We start from the raw sequence: 21,607 nt of genomic DNA, 5'->3' as shown, positions 1-21,607 counted from the left end.
ATACTAGTGTAATTGGTTCTAGTTTATCGAAAAAAATACTTTATATAAAAAATTTTATTTAAACTAATATTTTCTTTTTAGAGCGATGATTTTTGAAAATGAGGATGACTTTTTTATAGACTCTTGATAAGCGTATTTTATCAAAATAAAATTATGCATTCTGCAAATTTATTTGCTTCATATGCTAGCATAATGAATTATTTTTCATTTTAAGAGTCTTATGGCCCCAAAATTACTTACAATCAGTTTATTAGAAGATCTAGTTCGCGTTGCTGAATTAAACCAGGAAGGTAAAACTGCGGATTATATTCCAGAGCTTGCTAATGTGAATCAAGAATTGACCGCAATTGCTGTACAACCTATTGGTAAGGAGTCTGTTTCTTACAGTAATAGTACTCTTTACCCAGTAACGTTGCAAAGTACCGCTAAAATGATCCCATTGATAGGGCTTCTTGAAGAGCATGGTGAGGAACAATTGTTTGAATGGGTGAAGGTTGAACCTTCTGGCGATGATTTTGCTTCCATTACTCGCTTAGAACAATTTGGTCCAAAACCGTCAAATCCTATGCTAAATGCTGGGGCCATCACTTTATGTTCTCACATTCCCGGCACAGGAGAGCAACAATTTCGCTGGTTAGAAAATTGGGTGCGAAAATTATTTAATCAACGCCTCAGTATTAATCCCTTGGTTTTTGCTTCAGAAAAACGAACTGGTGATCGTAATCGTGCGCTTGCGTATATATTGAAGAGCCGAAATAATCTTAGCGCTGAGATTCAGGAAACATTAGATTTGTATTTTACGCTATGTTCCTATGAAGCGAAATTAGAGCAAATGCTTTTTCTGCCCACCTTGCTCGCAAATGGAGGAGTAGATTTTGAGAGTGGTGAGCAAATTATTTCAGCTGAAACGTGTAAGATTGCTTTAGCAATTATGGCAACTTGTGGTTTATATGATGAAACCGGTACGCATATGGTTAAAACCGGGATGCCGGCGAAAAGCGGGGTGTCTGGTTATACGATTGCTGTTGTTCCTGGAAAAGCAGGCATTGTGGTGTTAAGTCCAAAAGTAAATGCTAAAGGAAATAGTATCCGAGGTGAAATCATGTTGGAAGGTTTATCTAGAGCGTTGAATTGGCATTTTGCCTTGCCTTAATAATAAGTTTTCATGAGTTCTTCATGATTGCTATAGCGATCCAAATCTTTTCTATATTGCTTAGCATTTAAAAACACTTAAATAAAAGATTTTCATACCTATAAGCAGAAATTTCGCAGGTATCCTTAAAATACCTGAATATCAAGCGGTCTTAATGGTGTTTAGACCCTCTGTTTGGCAGAGGGTGGTGCTCTTTAGGCGGTTTAGAATTTTTGAATGAGTAGATACAATAATTAGTGTATGAGTACTCTTACATTGCCATCCGATAATCTTGATGATCTGAATGAGTGGAGTCTAATGCATCGGATAATAATGCGATAGGATAAGTGACAAACATTGAGGCGAGCGCAAGGCTTATGCCAAATGAAGCAATTGCAAATGTGATTGAGGTAATTGCTGGTAAAATTGGAACAACGGTTGATAGAAAGAGACACACACCAATTCCTAAAATAAGATCTTCTTCTTTAGGCTTAGAATCAATGAAAGCGCCCATGGTCAATAAATAAGGATATATGGCTACTTCTCCACATTTCCAAAAAAAAGACCCATAAAAGTGAGTTAATGATTTAGTTGCGGACATAAATATTCTCCAAGGCTTTTATTTTAGCGCCAGTATACTGATCAATTATTAAGAAAATATTAGGTAAAATTTCCTTTATTTTCAAATTTTTTTTCCGTTTAGATCACACATTATGTTCTTGTAAAATCACTTAATCTTTACAAATTATGTTTTATATACTTTAATATTTTTACAGGAGTTCTGTGTCTATCCTTCAATAGAAATAAAAAAGCTAAAATAAATAGAATATTTATTTTAAGCTTAAGTCTTCATAAAAAGGAATTTAATGATGCACTTAATTTTACTTATAATATTAATTTTACTTTTAATAGGCTCGCTTCCTAGATGGCCCTATAGCAGAGAATGGGGATATTATCCAAGTGGCGGAGTGGGTTTACTTCTTATTATTGTAATTATTTTGTTACTTTTATGACTTTAATATTGAAAGCCTCTAGTTAAAAAAACGAGCTGGTTAGTGTAAATTTTATAAGCTAGTGACAAATAATTAATATTACAATCTTCTATCTCAACAGCACAATTTTGAGGGAATAACTTATTTTAATCATTATCTCTTAAAGAGTTTTGATCCTGAGATAATAAATTTTTATATCCGTTAGCGCTTATGCAATTATCTTATCTATTTGATTATTATGCATTTGATATTCTTCATAATTGTTAAGTTGAATAAGAGATAAAATAATTAATCAAATTTTACACAAATAGATCTAAAATAAAGAATGAGACTAGTAAAAAAAGATCTCATATTCTTATTTTCCATAAGCTATTTCTTTTGTTCTATCTTAAATAAGCTTTGATAATTCTAATTTGTTATAAGGAGATTATTATGAGAAGGATATTATTGGCTTTATTAACATTATTTATTTTTTCAACATCAAATGCAGTAGGTGGTGCCGGAGGTGCGGGTGGTGCAGGTGCCGCTGGTGGTGGAAGTGGAGTGGGGGGTAGTTCTGGAAATGGTGCTGGAACTGGCATGAATAATGGTTCTGGAGCTGGAACTGGTGTGAATAACGGAACTGGAACTGGTGTGAATAACAGTACTGGAACTGGTGTGAATAACGGAACTGGAACTGGTGTTGATAACAGTACTGGAACTGGTGTGAATAACGGAACTGGAACTGGTGTGAATAACGGAACTGGAACTGGTGTGAATAACGGAACTGGGACTGGTGTTGATAACAGTACTGGAACTGGTGTTGATAACAGTACTGGAACTGGTGTTGATAACAGTACTGGAACTGGTGTTGATAACAGTACTGGAACTGGTGTTGATAACAGTACTGGAACTGGTGTTGATAACAGTACTGGAACTGGTAGTGATAACAGTACTGGAACTGGTAGTGATAATGGTACTGGAACTGGTAGTGATAATGGTACTGGAACTAATCAATAAACTGGAAAATGCGATTAAGAGTATACCTGAGGACAAGGTTCACGTATTTGCCTCAGGTATTGCATTGACTTAGTTGCTAAGTGGACGACTATCCATATCCCTATTTAGCTGGTGGTAATCGTTGTTGTAGCTCATCTACAAGAACACGTTTATTTTCTGAGTAATCAATTGGAAAAACAATAAGATGAACTCCTCCAGTTGTGAACGCATTTTCTAGAATGGGTTGAAAACTCTCAATAGTCTCAACTCTTGTGCCGCGAGCTCCATAAGCTTCAGCATATTTAATGAAGTCAGGATTACTAAACGTCATACCAAAATCCGGGAAATGATCAACAGCTTGTTTCCAGCGTATCATGCCAAACGCATTATCTTCTATAATGAGTACCACTAGGTTTAATTTAAGTCGCACTGCGGTCTCTAATTCTTGGCTATTCATCATAAAACCCCCATCACCACATACTGCCATCACACGACGATTAGGATATAATAGGGATGCCATAATTGCTGAAGGAAGGCCTGCCCCCATCGTAGCAAGCGCATTATCAAGCAGAAGTGTATTGGCCATTTGTGTCCGATAATTTCGTGCAAACCAGATTTTATACATGCCATTATCCAGTGCCAGAATCCCATCATGAGGCATTACTTGTCGAACATCATGCACCAGCCGTTGGGGGGTGAATCGATTTTCAGTAGCACGAGCAGCAATTTTACTCAAAATACCTTCCCGTAAAGGAAGAAGTGCATTTGCGTGAGGGATTTTTCCCTCTATTTTATTTGCGAGCAACCTTAATGAAGGTCCCATATCACCAATAACTTCTGCTTGCGGAAAATAAATTTGTTCCACGGTAGCCGTTTGATATCCAACATGGATTACTTTAAGGTTTGATTGCTCCATGATAAACGGAGGTTTCTCTACAGTACTATGGCCAATCGTAATAATGAGATCCGCTTTTTCTATTGCCTCATGTACATAATCTCGTGCTGAGAGTGCTGCGGTGCCCATATAAAATTCTGTTGCTCCAGACACAGTTCCTTTACCCATTTGCGTCGTAAAATACGGAAGTTTGGTACGCACAATAAATTCGGCAAGAGCATTAGTTGCTCTTGGCCGTGACGCTACCGCACCGAGCATGACTAAAGGACGCTTAGCCCGCATAATCATTTCTGCGGCACGATTTAGAGCTTGCTCGCTCGCAATAGGATATTCAATAGGATGAGGTGGAATGAGGGGAATTTTTTTACTTTTCTCCGCGGCAATGTCTTCAGGAAGTTCTAAATGAACTGGGCCTGGGCTTTCTTCTTGCGCGAGGTGAAATGCTTCTCGTACTAGGGTAGGAATCATAGAGGGCGCAATAATTTGACGTGACATTTTAGTGAGTGGTTGCATTGTCGCTACAGTATTCACCATCTGAAAACGTGCCTGATGCGATGATAAAACTCCCTTTTGTCCGGTAATCATGATCATTGGCATGCCACCAAGCAAGGCATAAGCAGCCCCAGTAGTAAGATTGAGTGCACCAGGACCAAGTGTTGTGATACAAACCCCAGGTTTTCCCGTTAACCTCCCATAGGTTGCCGCCATAAATGCTGCTGCTTGTTCGTGTCGAGTTAATACCAGTTTGATGGGGGAGTGGCGAAGTGCTTCAACAACGTCAAGATTTTCCTCACCAGGGATCCCAAAAATATATTCCACACCCTCGTTTTCAAGGGCCGCGATTAGGAGTTCAGATCCTTTGATCATCTCGTTATTCCTTATGTATTCCATAAATAGTCTTTATTCCAATAGTATAACTAAAACTTTCTCTCTATGCTCTTGATAGGATTTAATTAATGGTGAATTTCTTCAGATTTAGTTATTCTTTATAAAAGCAATATAGGATAAGGCCAAACTTATCTTGGGCAATTTATGACTGATTTTAGTGACAATCAATTGCAATTAGATAACGGTTCAGTTTCTTGGGGGATTAAAATAATTTTACTGTAAGTTCAATTTATTAGGAGCACTGCCCTTAAGTTAACGTGATTTTCGGATAAAGAATCTATTTAGATCCAGTCTCTGTTTCGGCCCGTTTGGGCTGAGGAGGCATGTATGCCGTCTCGAGGCCTTAACACAGATCTTGAAAATTCGTGCTAAGGCTTCGAGACAGCGCTACGCGCTTCCTCAGCCCGAACGGTCGAGGTAAATCCGCGATCTTTTATCCATAACGTTAAGTTAACGTGAGTTCGGGGCATTCCCCAGGCATATTCGGGCTGAGGAGGTGCAAAGCGCTGTCTTGAAGCCTTATACCAGGCCTTCGAGAGGGGGCATTTTGCCCCTCCTCAGGCTGAACGCCCTAAATAGTGACTGCGGCCTCTTTTTTTAAATTGCGTGGGGATGATTATGGTTTAAACGTCCGATTTGATAAGGCATCCAAACTGTGTAGATCTTTCGTTCGGGTAGCGGCGGCAGCAGCAAAATCAGAGCCAATGCCAAACTCATCCCGTGATAAGATTTTTTGTTGTGTGGTATCATAAGCAGGTAATACCCAAAATGGCTCATCAAAGGCTCGAATTTTGGCTCCGAGTAATTTTGCCAATTTTTTTCCAAACGCATCGCTGACGACATCAGAACAGGTATATAACCAGATTTCAGTAGCTGGAACCCAGGCTTTTTTGAGCTTGGCGAGTAATGTTTTAGTGGCAGATTTTTTGCTGATGGCTGTGATAAGTGCTGAATCCAACCCAGCTGATTTTACATCATTGCCGAGTACAGCATCCCACTTTCCATTAGTGGTTAACGTTCCTTGAAATCCTACGTTCCCACTTTGTGCGTATAAAAACAGATTAAGTCTGAGCACTCTTGATGCATAAGATGTTCCAAATCCAGCTACCTTTGGGGCAAAATAATTCACTGTATTAATTAAATCTTCCAGAGATATAATGACCTGGCCAAAAGGTTTAGTTGCTTGATTATTGGCACTAGTCGCAGCCGGACTGATACTGTCAAAATCCTCAGCTGATGGGAGCCATTTATTATTCACTAAACCTTGCACCTCATCTGCTTCAGTGGCCCATGGTTTTGGAAAATTGGCATAGCAGGCGAGTTCATAATTAATGACTGCTCCACTTGTAGTTGAACTACCACCACTTCCGCCCCCTTTATCTTCATAACTGGCAGGAATAATCGACGCTCCTGATTCTCCTAAACTTCCCCAGTTCATTTTGGACAATACTTCATCTGCTCGACTAGTTCCACCAAAGAGATTACGCACATCATCGGGTACTCCAGGCATAGTTGGATCACTCATTCCGGAGCTACTATTCCCAGATCCATTTATAGTGGATCCATCATTTCCTAGACTAGAAGATGTGGAGGGGGCTGTTCTTGGTGATTGCTTATCCATTTCCTTGGCGGTATTCAATAAAGCGCCACCTTCGGAGATGTTTTTCGTAGAACCTGCATTTGCTGTAGGCAAACCCATTGCCGCCAAGGCTAGCTGTGCTGCGATTTTCTTTTCTTCAATATCTTTTTGAGCTGCAACAGCTAAATTAGCTGCAGCTTGTTTACCGGCTTCAATACCGGCTGTGGTTGAATTAGAGCCTAATGCTTGCGCTAAAGCTGCAGTAGATGCAAGACCTGCCATGTCACGAAACATGCTACCGTTTTGAACAGCATTTAATATAGCTCCTACGCCCGTTGGATCAGGTAGGGTTGTAGGATTCATAATATTCAACACGGGAGACCCTAATTGGCCTGGGGTAACATCGACGGGTTGAGCCCGAGATTCCATCTGAATTGCTGCAATTTCAGGTGGTTGTAGTGGTATAGGAGAATCTTGCCAATTCCAAAAACGAGTGGCATCAAGTAGTTCTGCACAGTTAGATCGGCCCAGTACCGCTTCAGCAAAAACCCCGCCAGTTGGAATGGGGATCAGTTGTTCTCTTGCTGTGTCTGTGCCTAAGATTAAACCGCGATCTTTTAACCATCCACGCCAGTTTTTATGCGCTTCATCATCTGTATCTGAACTATTGGTTGCAACTCCCACTGCTTCAATAAAGCTTGGCATGCGAAATACTAAATAATTGCTTGCGACCATAACCGGATTGGGATCAATTAAATCTCCTATGGGTTTGCCTTCGAAGGTATATGAGGATAAAAGAAGAGCAATTTGCGATGGATCCAGGGCCCGCCAAATTGCTTGGCTATAATACAGGCGATTTTGTTCCAGGTGCATTTCTAATTCAGTTTCGTCACTTTGGTTGACTAAGAAACGGCAGAGTTGCACTTCTACTGCATTAGGACTGATTTCAACGGGTAAGCTAATAGGGAATTTAGCGCTGTTGTAACTGAGTTGCAGCGTTAATCGTCCCATTAAGTAACTTGTATTCGCTGCAGTAATCCTAATTGCAGCAAGCTCTTGAATGGGAATTGCTTCACTAGTAATCCAATTGATTGGACTAATGCTGGTTAATTTAACTATATTGCCAGATTGTAAGTCTATGTTCACTGCAGTAATAGAAATGGATGAACGATTTTGTGCGGTCAAATCCAGCGAAACTCCATAAAATTCGGTTTCGCCTGGTAATGATACATTATTCGTACTTGGTTTTGTGATGCTTGCTAAAGTGATACGAGAGGCTCTGATTAATTCATCATTGATCCAATAAGGTCCGCTCGCTGGAGGTGTTGCAGATGACGTTGTCGGTTCGACTTCAGGAGATGGTATATTTGCACTGTCTTCTGGGCTGTTTGTTGTGGTAGACATACGCATAGAAATACTGCTCATTCTGTCGATTGTGGCTACATTATCAAATATGGAACGTATTGGTCGAAGAGGCAGAGTAGGTTGAATCATTACAGAGCCGAATTCTCTACTTAATAATTCTTTTGCACGTTGACTAATCGCTGCATTAGCAAGTACTCCTTGATAACGTTTAATTGTTGCATGGTTAAATTGGAGCAATTTCATGGGTACAAAAAGACAGCGCTCTACTTGTTGTAATTGCACATTTACTCGATAAATTTCAATCACTTCATAATATTGGATTGTTAAAGCATGCATATGATTGTAGTTGGCGATAATTCGAGTAGATACAGATTGGTGCTCCTCCTCTGAAACTTCTTTCACTACTGATGCGCGACGATCCCGTACTGAAGATGCTGCTTGCTGTGTCGCATCAGCAACACGCTGATTCATAGTGGCAGCAAGGTTACGAGTTCCTGATGAAGTTGAAAAGCTTTCAGCATTAGAGCTTGATGTTGCGGAAGATCCGCTTCCACCTAGGGTTAAAGGTCCCAAACTTAACCCTAAACCTCCACCTCCAGCAGAAGTAGTGGAACTGCCGCTGGTTTTAGAAAATCCCGTTTGAACTTCTGAGGCAACAGCATTTTGAACTTCACTAATTGCACGATTATGGGTGGTCGTATTCGTTAAATTTTCTGCTTCAGTGATTGTTTCTTGTTCTGAAGCTTGAACCTGTCGAGACCAATCCATCACTGCAATACGAGTACTTTCGCCTGGAGCTAGCGCAACACTATGCAATAAATTACCCAAAGTTACTCCTTGCGCAAACCAAGATTGAGCAAAGGTTAGCATTGCTCCAACTGCAGGTGCTTTAAAACCAAAGTCAGAAGAAACAGTGGGGGCAATGTCGATGGGGCCTGCGGTATTTAAATCAGTTGTTTCCTGGGGACTAACCTGATCAATAACTACCGAACGATAATAATGTCGCTCCGTCGGATATTCACCTAGTCTGGGAACCAATTCACTTCCTTTTTCTTCGCTATCTTGGTTTAACTCTGGAATTCCTACATCTAATATCACTTGTGAGGCGCAAAAAGGTGGCCACCGCCCCAAATCGCCAATTGTATCAATTTGTAGGTTATTTTTGATTTCATTAGCAATCGCGGTACTTATATCTCTAAAGACAACAATGTCGGCTCCTACTAAAGCATCGGGAGTTTGAGGTGAATCTGAATCAATAATACTTGATGAAATTCGACCTGAGCGAGCAATAATCGAATGCCCTTCTCCGTTTGCTGCAGAAGCAATATCTTGAGCAACCAAGAATAGAGGGCAGGTTGCTAAATCATAAATTGTTTTAATACCTAACTTATTCAAGGTTTGTTCTGTTTGATTCGATACTCCTAGTAAGGTTGAAACAGGTTGACTTAATGCTTGCAAGGCATCCATTTTAGTAAATTGGAATTTTAATCCATCCCGATATCCCATTTTAAACTCCTTTTTTACTTCCATGTACTAAAATTATACAACAATTTCGCATTGAGCAGTGGTACCTAAGAAGATCATTGGCGTTTTTCTTTTTGAAAGTACAGCGCTCTCATGCGTAGATAAATGGCATTTTGTCTCCTTTTTTTATAGTGGGCTATGCTAAAGTGATAAAGCTTAAAAGAGATGAGTGAAAGTTAGTTCGATATAAAAAATAAAGTTATATCAAACAGTTTTTATTTGGAACTGGATCTCGTATCAATGCTGCGCATTTTACGGGATAACGTTCGTTTAACGCTATAAAAAGCATTTCTATGCTTTTTTATGGCGAACTCACGTTAGTTAGGAATCTTATATGCCAGAATATTGTATTCAAGCAGCTATGTTTCAGCTCCCTTTTTTTCTGGTTAATCGTTTTGTACACGACTTTTGGATTTTAAGAGAGATTGAAAGTAAGAAGGTAGTGGCTCAATTACATGGACTTGCTACTTCGAGGAAGACCGGTAACATAGTACCTATTGGCTACAGTCGAGAGCATAGTCTAAAAGTTCATTGTATTACTTATGATGCCAATTTTGCGAACCTACATGGATTACAAATAGGCTCTTTTGCTCTACCTATTCATGCCTATCACACTGTATACACCAATGAAGATTGCATACAGCACTGGTTGCGAATAAAAACAGCAGTAGAAATAATCAATAATTTGGATCTTGATTATCCTCCCGGTGGATTTAGAATTCCGTGGTCATCTACAATTAACAGTAATTCAATTTATCATACTTTTTCTCAAGTTATGGATATCCCAATGCATATATTTAAGGGGTTTGTCCAGATTGGGATACACACTTCGATTTATGAGCAGATCAAAAATTACTTGTAAAACAAAATGATACTTTTAATGCCTAGGTATCTATTTTTCCGATAATACATCAATTTTACTGACAAAACATTTTGTTTCGCCACTCCATGGAAGAGTATAGGCATCACAATGATAGCTAATAATGACATGTTTGTTATTTTCCATGGCGAAATCAGCTTGTTTTACTAGATCGGTGTTAAATTGGCCCAGCGTAAAATGAAAAGCACGGCCGCTTGCGCCAGTGGCATTTTCTAGACCACCCAAGATCATTTCTCCTTCATAGGTTCCCCAAAATTTACCTTCTTTTGCAACCTTAACAATAATTCCTGATTTTTGTCCTTTTTGTACGGTCCAGCACCCTGTTAACAAACTTAAGGTAATAAGCAGAACAGAAGAAAAGAGTATTTTTTTCATAATAAAATCCTAGAATCAGGTGAAATGAGCTGCTCATATTAATTGTGATCCTATGATTGTAGAGCAGCTTTACTGCAGAAATAATAATATGACGTTCAATTAATTTAAAGAATTCTTTTTTGTATTCTATATGAGCAACAATTTTATAGTGCTCCCTGATCTGGGTATTGTTTAAAAAACTTGATCATTTCAGATAAGACATAAGGCAGGGCTTCTTTATGATCGAGTTGGTCACTAACAGATTTAATAAAGACGTTATTACTATGTTGTATAAATTGGTTATAAGCTATTTCGGCTCCATAATAAGGCACATCTTTATCTCCTTTAGTGCCAACAAGTAATAAAGGTGCTGTTGGAGTAAAATCATAATGATTGAAATACTGCTTCAGTTTCTCTGAATTGTTTTCGGTATGGTTTAAGATGGCATTAAAAAATTCTGATTGAAAAATTAATGCTGGATTTTGAGGTAAGGCACTAAGTATCTCATTATTGGAATGAAGTCCATCAAATAATTCAGGAATGATGGCATTATAAGGGCTTATAAATATTTGACTTAAGTCAGCCCAATAGTTTTTGTAGGTTTGTAGCGAATAGAAAAAATAAGCTAAATATGCAGTTGCTCTTGGTCCGGGATTGAGCATAATAAATTTCATGGTTTCTTCCCAGTCGTAGGGTGCTGAACCTAATGCAACAGCAGTAATTGGATGTTTTGAGTATTGTGTTACGAGTAACTCAAACATGACTAAAGAAGAAAAGCCTCCTTCCGAATAGCCAGCAATATAAAGCTGATCATTGGTTTCAAAATTTATTTCTTTTGCCAACTCTTTAGCAGCTAAAAGCATATCCACACTACTACTGGCTAGTGTCTCATATTGCACATAAGGATGTAATGCTAATTCATTATCTCCCAGACCAAGGTAATCAGGCATAACCGTCAGATAACCACCATGACTGGCAAACAGGGCTGGATAAATGTAATCCCCTTCTTTCATTCTAGAAGGAGCTTCCTCGCGATTAAAACGAGTCCCATGTTGATAGCTGACCACTCCTGCCTTAGTCATCGTTGAAGGCACCGCAACCAAGCCAGAGGCAATAGTGATGTGGCCATCTGGTGCCGGAGTTTTATAGCTAATTTTATAAAGAGACACCTCGTAATTTGCTTCAAGTGCATCAAGAGGGGGCATTTGGTTTAATGCCATCTGAGCTATATCTTTGGAAAGTTTCCCCATAGGAATATAACTCACCAAGACTTGTTTCTCATTTTCTATGGATTGACTGTAGGAAAAAGTGTTTAAAAAGAAGCATAAAAGGAAGAAAATTATTTTTCTTAAAGAGACCATGGTTATGTGACGTTTATAAAAGAACAAGGCATAAAAGTTTATTTAATTTTTACTTAAATATCAATAAATTAATTATTCATGAGGAGAGTTGTGAAGAGACAAATTTTTACATATCAATGCAAAATTATATAAATATTCAGAGGACTATACGAGGAGAGTAACCACATCCATGTGGCGTAGCATCATCCATAATGCTATCAATTCCTTATTAAGACATCCATTGTCATTCCTCGTTGTTGTAATCATAACAAACTGTCCTCAATTGTCATCCCTATATTTTCTTAAATTCGTGTAAGATATTTCTCAAAGTAAAGATTTGTATTCACATGAACCAGAAACAACCCAATTTGTATTTTTCAAGAGGGTAGCTACACTAACTATTAACTACCTCAAAATTAAAATAACCTAATCAATATGAAGAAATATAATTTCTATACGCAGGTTATTCTATTATTTATTTCTTTATCTTTTTGTGAAGAGATTATTTTTGCTCAAAGAGCTCCTATTTTGAGTGATTTTTTGCGAATTAAAACGATTAGTGAGCCAGATCTCTCAAAAAACGGAGATTGGGTGGTTTATAGTGTGGAAGAGGGTAAGGTTAAGACAGAGGGAATTAAAAATATTTGGCTGGTGTCCTATGATGGTAGCATAACGAAACAACTCACACACAGTAAGAGGAACAGCAATTACTCTCCTAAATGGAGCCCTGATGGTCAATGGATTGCTTTTTTATCTGAAAGTGGTGATGATAAAACGTCAATCTTGAAATTATTCTCCCCACGAAGTGGAAAAGTGATTCGCTTAACCAATACGCACTATGACATTAGTGATTTTGCTTGGGCCCCTGATTCTAAAAATATTGTATTTATTGCGAGTAAAGCAAAGGATGAAAACCAATCAGAAAATGAACCATTGGTTATTACCCGATATGTATTTAAAAAAGATGAAGAGGGTTATTTAGGTTCAGATAGAAGTCACCTTTATCGTATATCTATCCAAAAGAAGCAAGCAGAACCGTTAACTTCTGGGCCTTATGATGAATGGGCTCCAACTTGGTCTCCTGACGGTAAGTATCTTGCTTTCGTCACTAAAAGAGAAAAAGATCCAGATAGAAATTTCAATTCAGATATCTATTTAATAACGCCATCTTTGGGAAGCAAAGCCGTACAACTCACTCATTTTCCCGGAACAGATCTGGATCAAGAATGGGAGTCTGTTCCTTCATGGAGTTCGGATAATTCCCAAATAGCCTATATACGCAGTGCTAATTCTCAAGCAATGTATTATGACTACGCACCTACTCAATTAGCTGTTGTTGATGTTTCTAGTGGTCAGGAGCGGATTGTAGGACCTATAGATCATTGGTTTTCGGAACCACAATGGTCTGAGGATGGTAAAGTAATTTATGTATTAATGGAAACAAGCAGGAATATTCATCTTAGCGCAGTTGATGTACATACTGGCACGGTACAAAGGTTAACCCAAGGATCTCGGGTTGATGAGTATTTTTCGGTAGCACATCAACGAATAGTGCTTGTGTCTTCTGATGATCAACATCCTAGTGAATTGTTTGCACTTGAAAAAAATGGTCTAAGACAATTAACCCATCATAATCAAAAACTTTTGGAAGAGGTACATTTTGTACCCGTTGAGGACATTGAGTTTGATAGTTTTGACGGTACTCGCATAGAAGGCTTATTGGTGAAACCTGCACATTATAAACCTGCAAATCGATATCTTGGTATTTTAAATTTACATGGTGGGCCTGTTGATCAATTTACTCATGAATTTAATTTTGAATGGCAATGGTTAGCAGCTCAGGGATACGTCGTTATAGCTCCTAATCCACGGGGAAGCTCTGGAAGAGGATTCAATTTTGCTAAAGCCATTTATGCTGATTGGGGTAATCTGGATGTGAAAGACGTTTTGGCGGCAGTAGATTATGCTATAAAACAAGGCATTGTTGATCCTAATAAACTGGTTGTAGCGGGCTGGAGTTACGGGGCTATGCTTACTGATTATGTTATTGCAAGCACAAACCGTTTTAAGGCAGCGATTAGTGGCGCAGGTACAGGTAATATTTGGGGAAACTACGGGGTGGATCAATATACACTTCAATATGAATTAGAGTTAGGAAAACCTTGGTCAAATCCTCAAATTTATATGAAGCTTAGTTATCCTTTAATGAAGGCGAATCGTATTAAAACACCGACATTATTTATGTGTGCCAGAATGGATTTTAATGTACCTTGTATCGGCTCTGAGCAGTTATATCAAGCCTTAAGGTCCCAAAATATACCTACCGAACTCATTATTTATCCTCAACAATGTCATTCATTAGACAGGTATGATTTCGAAATGGATCGTTTGCAAAGAATTAAAGATTGGATCGGTTTATATGTAAAATAAGTCGTGATTTATTTTTATAATGAGAAACGCAGCCATTGACTAAATTCTTTAAGTCAATGGCTGTGTTTCTCAGCCCAACGCTCTAAGAATAGACTCCAGTACTTATAGATTAGTAACCATAACGCACTGTTTCTCCCTCAATAGGTGGGTATAATAATTCACCTTGAGGGGGCGCAGAGGGTAAATAGGCTACTGTATTTGTGTGACCAAAGAAGTTACTGTTTCCGCTGTAAGATGTTGATACACCCTGTGCCTTATTTAATACAAGACTCATTACATGTTGCTGCCCTTTCACTTTTTGATCGAGTTCAACCAAATATTTTTCTGATTTTTCTATCTTAGTGTTCAGCTCAGTCATTGTAGTTAAACTTAATTCATTAGCCTTTTTCCAATCTTTCATGAGCATGACATCATTTTTTTCCATCACTTGCCCGTTTTGTTTCATTTGAATCTCACTGACGTATTTTTGATACTGAAATCCTAGCGCAACTACTAGAGCAACAAGCGAAAGCATAGCTAGAGCTCCTGGAATAGTAAAAAATACAGGGCTAATAATTAATGTACCCACTATGCCAGTACTTAATAGACTACTGGCACCACTAAAAAAGGAGACATAAAGTGCACTTTTTTTGTAACTTGCTGCTGATTCACTTTTTAGTTGTAAACGCACATTGTCTTCCATAAGTTCTTTATTCTGTTTTATCAGATGAGGTTTAGCGGTAAGATGGTTTTGTAGTCGTCGTGTGCACTCCAGCAAACTTTTTTGCAATGAGCGTAGATTGTTTTGCTCTTCATCTAATGAATGGATCAATACTTTTTCTTTTTCTGCCATTTCTGTTAGATTTTTCATCATGCCTACAATCATCTTTAATGCTGTTTGTTCATTGAACATCATTTGAGTGCTGTTTTCAGAGTGTTGCAGTGCTAATTCCAGTTGAGTTAAATAAGTCTTGTAACTCATTTCTGCTGCTTCACTCATTAATTGGGTACGTTGGTTATCTAATTCACGGGCTTGGATTTCGATTTGTTGTTTCAATGCTTCAAGGCTTTTAGGAGATAATTGCTGAAGGTGGGGATCATAGGTATTTCGTGCTCTGTTTCTGGTAAGACGCTCTTCGTTTCTTAGGTGACGTTGTTGTTCATTTTCAGGGAAAACAATCTCCATTTGATGTTTTATTTCCTCATAGCGTCTTTCTGACTCTTTTTTTTCTTGAAGATACTGAGTTAAATTTTGTTCTTCTTTGGTTCGTTCGATTTCTTTTGAATTAAGGAGATAAGTCAGTCTTTGGCGCTCTTCAACCAGTCTATTTTCCTCTTGTAAAAGTCTATCCCATGTTTGTTGATCCTGTAATGGTGTTATCATTGTCGTGTGAGTATGAATGTTACCTTCTGGGTATCGTATTTTCCGTTCATTGCGGATTCTATCAAGCTTGCTATTGATTCGGGAAATGCTTATTTTAAATTCACTATATTGTCTATTTATTTGGTTATAGTAATGCTCTTGTTGCGCGCATTTTGTTTCAAGCTGCTGAAGGGTGTTTTCTAAACCATATAACTCTCTATCGTAATTGATTTTTAGCGTGCTTTCATTTTCCTGTTCTTGTTCATCGTTTATCGCTTCTTGAGAATCATGATTTATTTGCGATTCACAGGCGAGCTGAGTTAAGTAATTTATCATCGCTTGTTTATCGGAGTTACAGTGCTCGAAAAGTAAGGAACTAATTGGATTAAGTACTCTTAATAGGGGTTTTCTTTCTAGAAGGTATTGCCGAAGAAGGTGGTAATTGGATTCGCTAATGACTGCTTTTGTTTGAGATTGAACTATATCATTGATAACGACTTCTGATAACGCCATGACTCGTGACTCCTCAGTAATAATATTATTAACGAATTAAATACTAATTTTTGAATCGACTGCTCAGGATGTGTTCACCTGATAATACGAGGTATTTGTTGTATCAGTGATAGACCTCCTTTTAAGTGTGACGTTTAAAATGAGGGCATTATGACAGACAAATGTTAAGGAATTGTTAAGCAATCGTTAAGAAACTGTTAATTTATTGTTAGCCTATTGTTAAGGAAACACTTTATTTTAGCTCATGCCATGATGAGTTTATGGTAAATCAAGTTGTTTATTGACTGGATAGAGACATCTATAATCGAAGTTGTCTTATCAATGCGATAGGTTATAATCGAACGTTAGAATGATTAATAAGAGTTTGAAAATGAAAAAAAACATTCTTAGTTGTTTTTTTGGTGGTATTTGTTTTTTTATATTGCAATTGTTACCTGAGATTACTTTTGCAGGGCAATCCGTCCATTACATTTCTTTATTAAAAGAAATGTTTGCCAAAGTCACTGTAGCAAAGAGTGATAAGGCTATTCCTTTATATTACGATAAAGATTTTAAATTATACTCCAATGGAAATATTATGGAGTACCAAGAGTTTTTGCAACTTCATCAGGCAATCTATAAAACACCTATTCAATACAAAATTCGATATGATGAGAAAGCGTTTGTAGAACACGGGAATAAAGTTGCTGGGCGCTTGTTTATTACGACTAAAAAGCCCAGTGAATCGGAACGAGAAATCGAAGTTATTTTAATTGCTGAATATAAAGAGAATAAGCTCTATCGTGTTTGGGAGCTTACTTATCCAGATTGGTCGAAGATGAAACGTTTTGAAAAGAACGCTTAATCAACCAATGAAGCTTAATACCTTCCTCTCTAATTCGGCATAAAGCATCGTGTTTTATGCCACATATTCGATAATACCTATTAATTTTAATTTAGCCTCTTAACCATTGATAAAGAGAATTCTTTTCAAGTTGCACGTTTATTTTGATGCCCGTTTTTTATCAGTCTTTAAATAAAAATAGCTTCTTTTGTTGCAAATGAGAATCATTGTCGTTTATATTTGAATGATAATTATTCTCATTTAACTCCATTGGAGTAATGAAATGAGTCATTCATTACGATGAATAACAACTTTAACAGAAAACAAATGGAAGGATGGTGTATCTATGTTTTTATCTAATTCCCACTTTAATGAATTACGCTACCAATTACATTCATTATTATTAGAGATAGGCCTTCCTTTATCGCCCAAGCAAATGGGCCGTTTCCTTCTTGTTTCTTATCAGCAATGTTTTAATCGTTTACAAAGAGTAGCTCTTTTAGAAGGGTTAATTGATAAAGAAATAACAAGTCAATCTATTACTTCTTATTTAGATTTTTTACAGCTTCATGCTAAAAATCAAACAAACTATGGCAAACATTGGCGCTTATTATATGAAGAATTAAATGAGAGTATTGCAAATCAAGCTCTTGCTCTTGCTTACCAACATCAATGGGATAAAGTGATTAAGCAGCATGCAAAAAGACATGCAAATTTGTGGGCTTGGTTAATCGAACATTTTGATCAGCAGCAGATCCTTCATTTTTTAGAGCAATGGGGGTGTATAGGACATCCATCTCATCCTAATTTCCGTGCTAAAATAGGCTTTAATCGTAAAGAGGTCATGCAATATTCTCCCGAATTTAATTCCGAAGTGAATATTTGCTGGGCAGCAGTTCATCATTCACGTGCATTTACTTCCACGACTAAAACTGCTTTTCATTGGATATTTAGCAATCATTTTCCCAAGGAGTATGGCTTATGGAGTGATGCACTTCGAGCAAAGCAATTAAATCCGGAAGATTATTATCCATTCCCGATACACCCTTGGCAATGGAAAAATAAATTAAAAATGCTTGCTAAACCTTTGCTTGATACACATCAGTTTGTGGTTAATTCTGTATATCAACCCACAAAACCCTCTATGTCGTTTCGTACTATGATGCCACTAACAAAACATGGTCCCCATCTTAAATTAGCTGTTGGTGTGCATACTACCTCATCTTTGTGTACCGTCTCCCCTGCCTCTGTGAGCAATTCTTCCATACTCTCACAATGGATTAATGAATTACTTGCGCAAAATCAATACTATAAAGGACAATTATTTTTAGCACGTGATTTCGCGGGGATTAATACCTCAGATCCATCAATTCCAGATGATGAAAAGAAACATTTGGCCCTTATTGTACGAGAAAATCCTTTACAATGGATTAGATTAAACCAGAAACTTATACCTCTTGCGGCTCTTTTTAAACGTTCACCATTAAGTAAAAAATCGTTATTGAGTGAACTTATAGCACTTAGTCATGGCAATCCCGTGGATTATTTTGTGGACTATTGTCGTTGTGTTTTGGCAAGCCAATTGCATTTATCATTATGTTATGGAATTGCCTTTGAAGCGCACCAACAAAACACTTTGGTAATTTTTCAGGCAAATCGTCCTTCAGGTCTTGTGATCCGTGATTTAAGAGGCATTAAAATTTGCAGTCATTCACTTTATGATAAGGTGAGTAAGCCCACACTTCATCCTGATTCAACAATTATTCGTCCTGCGCTTGCTGAACTAACCAATAAATTTATTGATAGCAATTTACTCAGTAATTTAGCTTATGGGATTCATTGCTTAGCGGTAGATCATCATCTTGCAAAGCCTTTCCTTTGGCAGAAAGTAAGACAAGTTCTAGATCAACTTTTAGATGAACTTAGACGTGAATCTGAACCGCGCATTCATGATTGGCATCGACAGCAATTGTTGACGCAACCTTGGCAACAAAAATGTTTATTGACTACACGATTTCATGAAAATAAATGCCAAGACTTATTTTCTATAATTAGAAATCCTTTAAGTAAAAGTTAACCACGTGTTAGTTTCGCTTAATGAGTTTATATCAATTCTGTTGGAGGTCGGGTAATTATTTTTTTTTATTTCCCTGCCAGCGCTTAATGCTCTCGATATCAATATCAAATAAATCGAGAACACGTCCTATACTATGGGTTACAATATCGTCGATTGTTTGTGGATTATTGTAAAATGCTGGAGTAGGGGGCGCGATAATGGCACCTATTTCTGTTGCTCGTTTCATATTTTCAATATGACCGAGATGTAATGGTGTTTCTCGAACCATCAATACGAGCCGTCTGCGTTCTTTCAAAATAACATCTGCAGCACGAGTCAATAAATTTGAGGTTGTACCACAAGCAATTTCTGCTAGTGTCCGCATGGAGCAAGGCGCGATAATCATTCCGGTAGTGAGGTAAGATCCGCTGGAAATACACGCAGAAATATCATGAATTGGATAATGCTTATCAGCAAGTTTAGCAAGATCGGCTGCAGAAAGTTCAGATTCACAAGCACGAGTTTGTTGGGCAGCCTTTGAAACAATAAGGTGGGTTTCATATTCCGTATTGGCCAACAACTCAAGTAGCCTTATCCCATAAATGATTCCAGAGGCACCCGTGATGCCAATGATAATACGTTTTCTTTTCATGCCTAACTCGTAAAATGCAAATATGGATCGTATTATGTACTATATACAAGAAAGTTTTAAATCATCAGATAGAGTAGCAATATTTTTCTTTTTTTCGTTAGCAAATATTCCTGCTCCGGTTGCCAATAATCCCAAACCTCCTGCTGTCGTAGCTCCAGATGCTAAAAGACCTATACCCGTTAATGCAAAAGAAATTCCTACTACCATAACTGCTAAACCCAAAACCATCATTGCAAAACCTAAAGATTGCAACACTGGATTATTATTTTTGGAAAGTACATTGGCATTCTTTTGGTATTCAAGAGCAAGCGCATGGCGCTTAGGACCTGGAGACATCGTTAATAATTGAGTTGTTTGGGTGATGTGTTTGATCAATAATTCTGATTTTTCCCCTTTGGCATAAAGATCAAGAATTTTTTCTTTAACTTTAATGGCTTTGGCACGAAGCTCAGGATGAGTCATTCGGATAATGGTTTCATTAAGTTGACCTAATTCAGCATTCAAAGAATCGTTTGCCTCAGTCAGTACTTTATAAAGTTTTTTATTGTATTCAGCAACATAGCAGTGAATTCCCAGTTTTTCTAACTCCGGATAATAATATTTGATGGCACTGATAAATTGAGCTGTGCTTTGCTTTTCTGGATTATTAAATGCACCACAACCTGGCATGATAAAAACGGCAGCAACAGCTTGGTTGATTCCTTGTTCCTTAAAATATTTTGCTCGGTTAATTGCTGCTTGGCATTGAGCAGCGATGCCCGTGGTCAATAAGATGCCTAGGGTTCCTTCTGCTTCAGGATGTTGTAAGACTTTATTGGATGTTGCGCGGGCATCTAAAGGAGATGTTTCCACTTTCCGCAAATCAGGAGCGGCATAGCTCACAATAGTTATTGGCGTTCGTTCATTTTTTTGCAGCTGTTCTACCGTTTTTTCTACAGTGGTTAGGTCGGTTGTATCGGTGAACCAATGGGAAGAAATAGAATCCCCTGTAACGGGTACTTCATAGACATTATTTTGCATATCAAAGTAGATGGGTAGTCCATTTTGTGGATTGGGATATGATTTAAATAAATCCTTGAAGAATTCTTCTGATTCCAGATAGGTTTCTTTTTTTTCAACCAATTTGGCACAAATAGTGAGTACCATTTTTAAATATCGCTTTTGGTACTCCACAACATCAATGGGGTGGGGAGCATCCGAAAAAGCATATTGATTGTTTTCGATATTACGCTGATGGACATTGCAAAAGTGCAACACCATCTTTAAAGCAGAATCAGTATATCGAGAAAATAATTCTTCTACAGAACCACTCGAATATTTTGCAGCCCCATCTCGGTGTGAGTTTGGGGCATTATCGGTGATCACAATGACCCCTTGATTATTCAATTGTTTGATTAACTGAATGACATCTCCATGAACTAATTGTATTCCAGATTGCAAAGACAAATCGGATGTGCTTGGTTGGAGTGGAGTTATTTCGACGGTTTTAAGATCATATTCTAGAAGCTGCACAAATTTGTTCATATTGCTGGGGTCATCTAGGGCCGAGATCAATTGATTGATTGTTTCAAGTAAGGCAGACTCAGATGCAACGGAAACAGGAAGTTGAGTTATTTCTTGAATTTTTTCGGAATTGTTTTTGATTAATTGCCCCAAAAAGTAGGTTTGACTACACCAATACTGTTTTCTTGCTAAATTTTGATGGGGTTTATAGTGAAGATTTGTAATGAAGTCAGCGACTGCATCATAACGACTTTTTTGAGCAGCATACATCTCATCTCGTGTTTTGGATGGGCCTAAAAGGAGGGATTGTGCTGTATTAAGGCCTGCTTTAATGGCTCCAGAAAAAAATTGAAACATAGAA

At 37.8% G+C, this 21,607-nt stretch carries 15 protein-coding genes; 7 read left to right on the top strand and 8 right to left on the bottom strand.

Annotated features, from left to right (window positions below; genetic code table 11):
• The first annotated feature begins 220 nt into the window (after nucleotides 1-220).
• The gene (gene glsA / locus DYH34_RS15730) at nucleotides 221-1,153 is read left to right on the top strand and encodes a glutaminase A (RefSeq protein ID WP_058464819.1); all 933 of its coding nucleotides are present in this window, start codon (nucleotides 221-223) and stop codon (nucleotides 1,151-1,153) included.
• 250 nt (nucleotides 1,154-1,403) lie between these two features.
• Here glsA and DYH34_RS15725 read toward each other — a convergent pair whose 3' ends face one another.
• Nucleotides 1,404-1,733 carry a hypothetical protein gene (locus DYH34_RS15725; protein ID WP_058464820.1) on the bottom strand — a complete coding sequence of 110 codons (330 nt, stop codon included), beginning with the start codon at nucleotides 1,731-1,733 and terminating at the stop codon, nucleotides 1,404-1,406.
• A gap of 265 nt (nucleotides 1,734-1,998) precedes the next feature.
• Here DYH34_RS15725 and DYH34_RS15720 point away from each other — a divergent pair, with 265 nt between their 5' ends.
• Together DYH34_RS15720 and DYH34_RS15715 are read left to right on the top strand one after the other, a co-directional pair.
• Nucleotides 1,999-2,145, top strand: coding sequence for a DUF3309 family protein (locus tag DYH34_RS15720; RefSeq protein ID WP_083502751.1), 147 nt, complete (start codon nucleotides 1,999-2,001; stop codon nucleotides 2,143-2,145).
• Between the two features lie 411 nt (nucleotides 2,146-2,556).
• Nucleotides 2,557-3,123, top strand: a complete 567-nt coding sequence (locus DYH34_RS15715; protein ID WP_115342636.1) for a hypothetical protein — start codon at nucleotides 2,557-2,559, stop codon at nucleotides 3,121-3,123.
• 100 nt (nucleotides 3,124-3,223) lie between these two features.
• On the opposite strand, the gene DYH34_RS15710 is transcribed toward DYH34_RS15715, so the two are convergent.
• The gene (locus DYH34_RS15710; protein ID WP_058464822.1) at nucleotides 3,224-4,864 is read right to left on the bottom strand and encodes an acetolactate synthase large subunit; all 1,641 of its coding nucleotides are present in this window, start codon (nucleotides 4,862-4,864) and stop codon (nucleotides 3,224-3,226) included.
• Between the two features lie 637 nt (nucleotides 4,865-5,501).
• Nucleotides 5,502-9,335 (bottom strand): hypothetical protein, encoded by a 3,834-nt coding sequence (locus tag DYH34_RS15705; RefSeq protein WP_058464823.1) that lies wholly within the window; start codon nucleotides 9,333-9,335, stop codon nucleotides 5,502-5,504.
• A 352-nt stretch (nucleotides 9,336-9,687) separates the two neighbouring features.
• Here DYH34_RS15705 and DYH34_RS15700 point away from each other — a divergent pair, with 352 nt between their 5' ends.
• On the top strand, nucleotides 9,688-10,215 hold the full coding sequence (locus tag DYH34_RS15700) for a hypothetical protein (RefSeq protein ID WP_058464824.1): 528 nt from the start codon (nucleotides 9,688-9,690) through the stop codon (nucleotides 10,213-10,215).
• Between the two features lie 30 nt (nucleotides 10,216-10,245).
• On the opposite strand, the gene DYH34_RS15695 is transcribed toward DYH34_RS15700, so the two are convergent.
• Complete coding sequence (locus tag DYH34_RS15695) at nucleotides 10,246-10,608, bottom strand: hypothetical protein (protein WP_058464825.1); 363 nt, start codon at nucleotides 10,606-10,608, stop codon at nucleotides 10,246-10,248.
• 143 nt (nucleotides 10,609-10,751) lie between these two features.
• Nucleotides 10,752-11,948, bottom strand: coding sequence for an alpha/beta hydrolase family protein (locus tag DYH34_RS15690; protein WP_058464826.1), 1,197 nt, complete (start codon nucleotides 11,946-11,948; stop codon nucleotides 10,752-10,754).
• Between the two features lie 507 nt (nucleotides 11,949-12,455).
• Here DYH34_RS15690 and DYH34_RS15685 point away from each other — a divergent pair.
• Nucleotides 12,456-14,357: a S9 family peptidase gene (locus DYH34_RS15685; RefSeq protein ID WP_238589487.1), complete on the top strand. Its 1,902-nt coding sequence runs from the start codon at nucleotides 12,456-12,458 to the stop codon at nucleotides 14,355-14,357.
• Nucleotides 14,358-14,466: 109 nt separating this feature from the next.
• Here the strand turns inward: DYH34_RS15685 and DYH34_RS15680 are convergent, their stop codons facing one another.
• Complete coding sequence (locus tag DYH34_RS15680; RefSeq protein WP_058464828.1) at nucleotides 14,467-16,212, bottom strand: hypothetical protein; 1,746 nt, start codon at nucleotides 16,210-16,212, stop codon at nucleotides 14,467-14,469.
• Between the two features lie 370 nt (nucleotides 16,213-16,582).
• On the opposite strand from DYH34_RS15680, the gene DYH34_RS15675 reads away from it, so the two are divergent.
• Nucleotides 16,583-17,056 (top strand): hypothetical protein, encoded by a 474-nt coding sequence (locus DYH34_RS15675; protein WP_058464829.1) that lies wholly within the window; start codon nucleotides 16,583-16,585, stop codon nucleotides 17,054-17,056.
• 325 nt (nucleotides 17,057-17,381) lie between these two features.
• Nucleotides 17,382-19,112 (top strand): IucA/IucC family protein, encoded by a 1,731-nt coding sequence (locus tag DYH34_RS15670; protein ID WP_058464830.1) that lies wholly within the window; start codon nucleotides 17,382-17,384, stop codon nucleotides 19,110-19,112.
• Nucleotides 19,113-19,167: 55 nt separating this feature from the next.
• Here the strand turns inward: DYH34_RS15670 and DYH34_RS15665 are convergent, their stop codons facing one another.
• Both DYH34_RS15665 and DYH34_RS15660 read right to left on the bottom strand, forming a co-directional pair.
• Nucleotides 19,168-19,743 (bottom strand): UbiX family flavin prenyltransferase, encoded by a 576-nt coding sequence (locus tag DYH34_RS15665; protein WP_058464831.1) that lies wholly within the window; start codon nucleotides 19,741-19,743, stop codon nucleotides 19,168-19,170.
• 39 nt (nucleotides 19,744-19,782) lie between these two features.
• Entirely contained in the window at nucleotides 19,783-21,603 is a 1,821-nt protein-coding gene (locus DYH34_RS15660) for a hypothetical protein (RefSeq protein ID WP_058464832.1), read from the bottom strand.
• Between the last annotated feature and the right edge of the window lie 4 nt (nucleotides 21,604-21,607).

The sequence above is a fragment of the Legionella cincinnatiensis genome (assembly GCF_900452415.1).
Lineage (GTDB): Bacteria > Pseudomonadota > Gammaproteobacteria > Legionellales > Legionellaceae > Legionella > Legionella cincinnatiensis.
The sequence above is the reverse complement of the archived record's forward strand: the minus strand, read 5'-3'. Positions and strand labels throughout refer to the sequence as shown.

Bases quoted from the DNA above. Each gene is read 5' to 3' on its own strand.
- DYH34_RS15690 (WP_058464826.1), bottom strand. From the start codon at position 11,948: ATGGTCTCTTTAAGAAAAATAATTTTCTTCCTTTTATGCTTCTTTTTA.
- DYH34_RS15660 (WP_058464832.1), bottom strand. From the start codon at position 21,603: ATGTTTCAATTTTTTTCTGGAGCCATTAAAGCAGGCCTTAATACAGCA.
- DYH34_RS15695 (WP_058464825.1), bottom strand. From the start codon at position 10,608: ATGAAAAAAATACTCTTTTCTTCTGTTCTGCTTATTACCTTAAGTTTG.
- DYH34_RS15670 (WP_058464830.1), top strand. From the start codon at position 17,382: ATGTTTTTATCTAATTCCCACTTTAATGAATTACGCTACCAATTACAT.
- DYH34_RS15665 (WP_058464831.1), bottom strand. From the start codon at position 19,743: ATGAAAAGAAAACGTATTATCATTGGCATCACGGGTGCCTCTGGAATC.
- DYH34_RS15715 (WP_115342636.1), top strand. From the start codon at position 2,557: ATGAGAAGGATATTATTGGCTTTATTAACATTATTTATTTTTTCAACA.
- DYH34_RS15705 (WP_058464823.1), bottom strand. From the start codon at position 9,335: ATGGGATATCGGGATGGATTAAAATTCCAATTTACTAAAATGGATGCC.
- DYH34_RS15710 (WP_058464822.1), bottom strand. From the start codon at position 4,864: ATGATCAAAGGATCTGAACTCCTAATCGCGGCCCTTGAAAACGAGGGT.
- DYH34_RS15700 (WP_058464824.1), top strand. From the start codon at position 9,688: ATGCCAGAATATTGTATTCAAGCAGCTATGTTTCAGCTCCCTTTTTTT.
- glsA (WP_058464819.1), top strand. From the start codon at position 221: ATGGCCCCAAAATTACTTACAATCAGTTTATTAGAAGATCTAGTTCGC.
- DYH34_RS15680 (WP_058464828.1), bottom strand. From the start codon at position 16,212: ATGGCGTTATCAGAAGTCGTTATCAATGATATAGTTCAATCTCAAACA.
- DYH34_RS15675 (WP_058464829.1), top strand. From the start codon at position 16,583: ATGAAAAAAAACATTCTTAGTTGTTTTTTTGGTGGTATTTGTTTTTTT.
- DYH34_RS15720 (WP_083502751.1), top strand. From the start codon at position 1,999: ATGATGCACTTAATTTTACTTATAATATTAATTTTACTTTTAATAGGC.
- DYH34_RS15725 (WP_058464820.1), bottom strand. From the start codon at position 1,733: ATGTCCGCAACTAAATCATTAACTCACTTTTATGGGTCTTTTTTTTGG.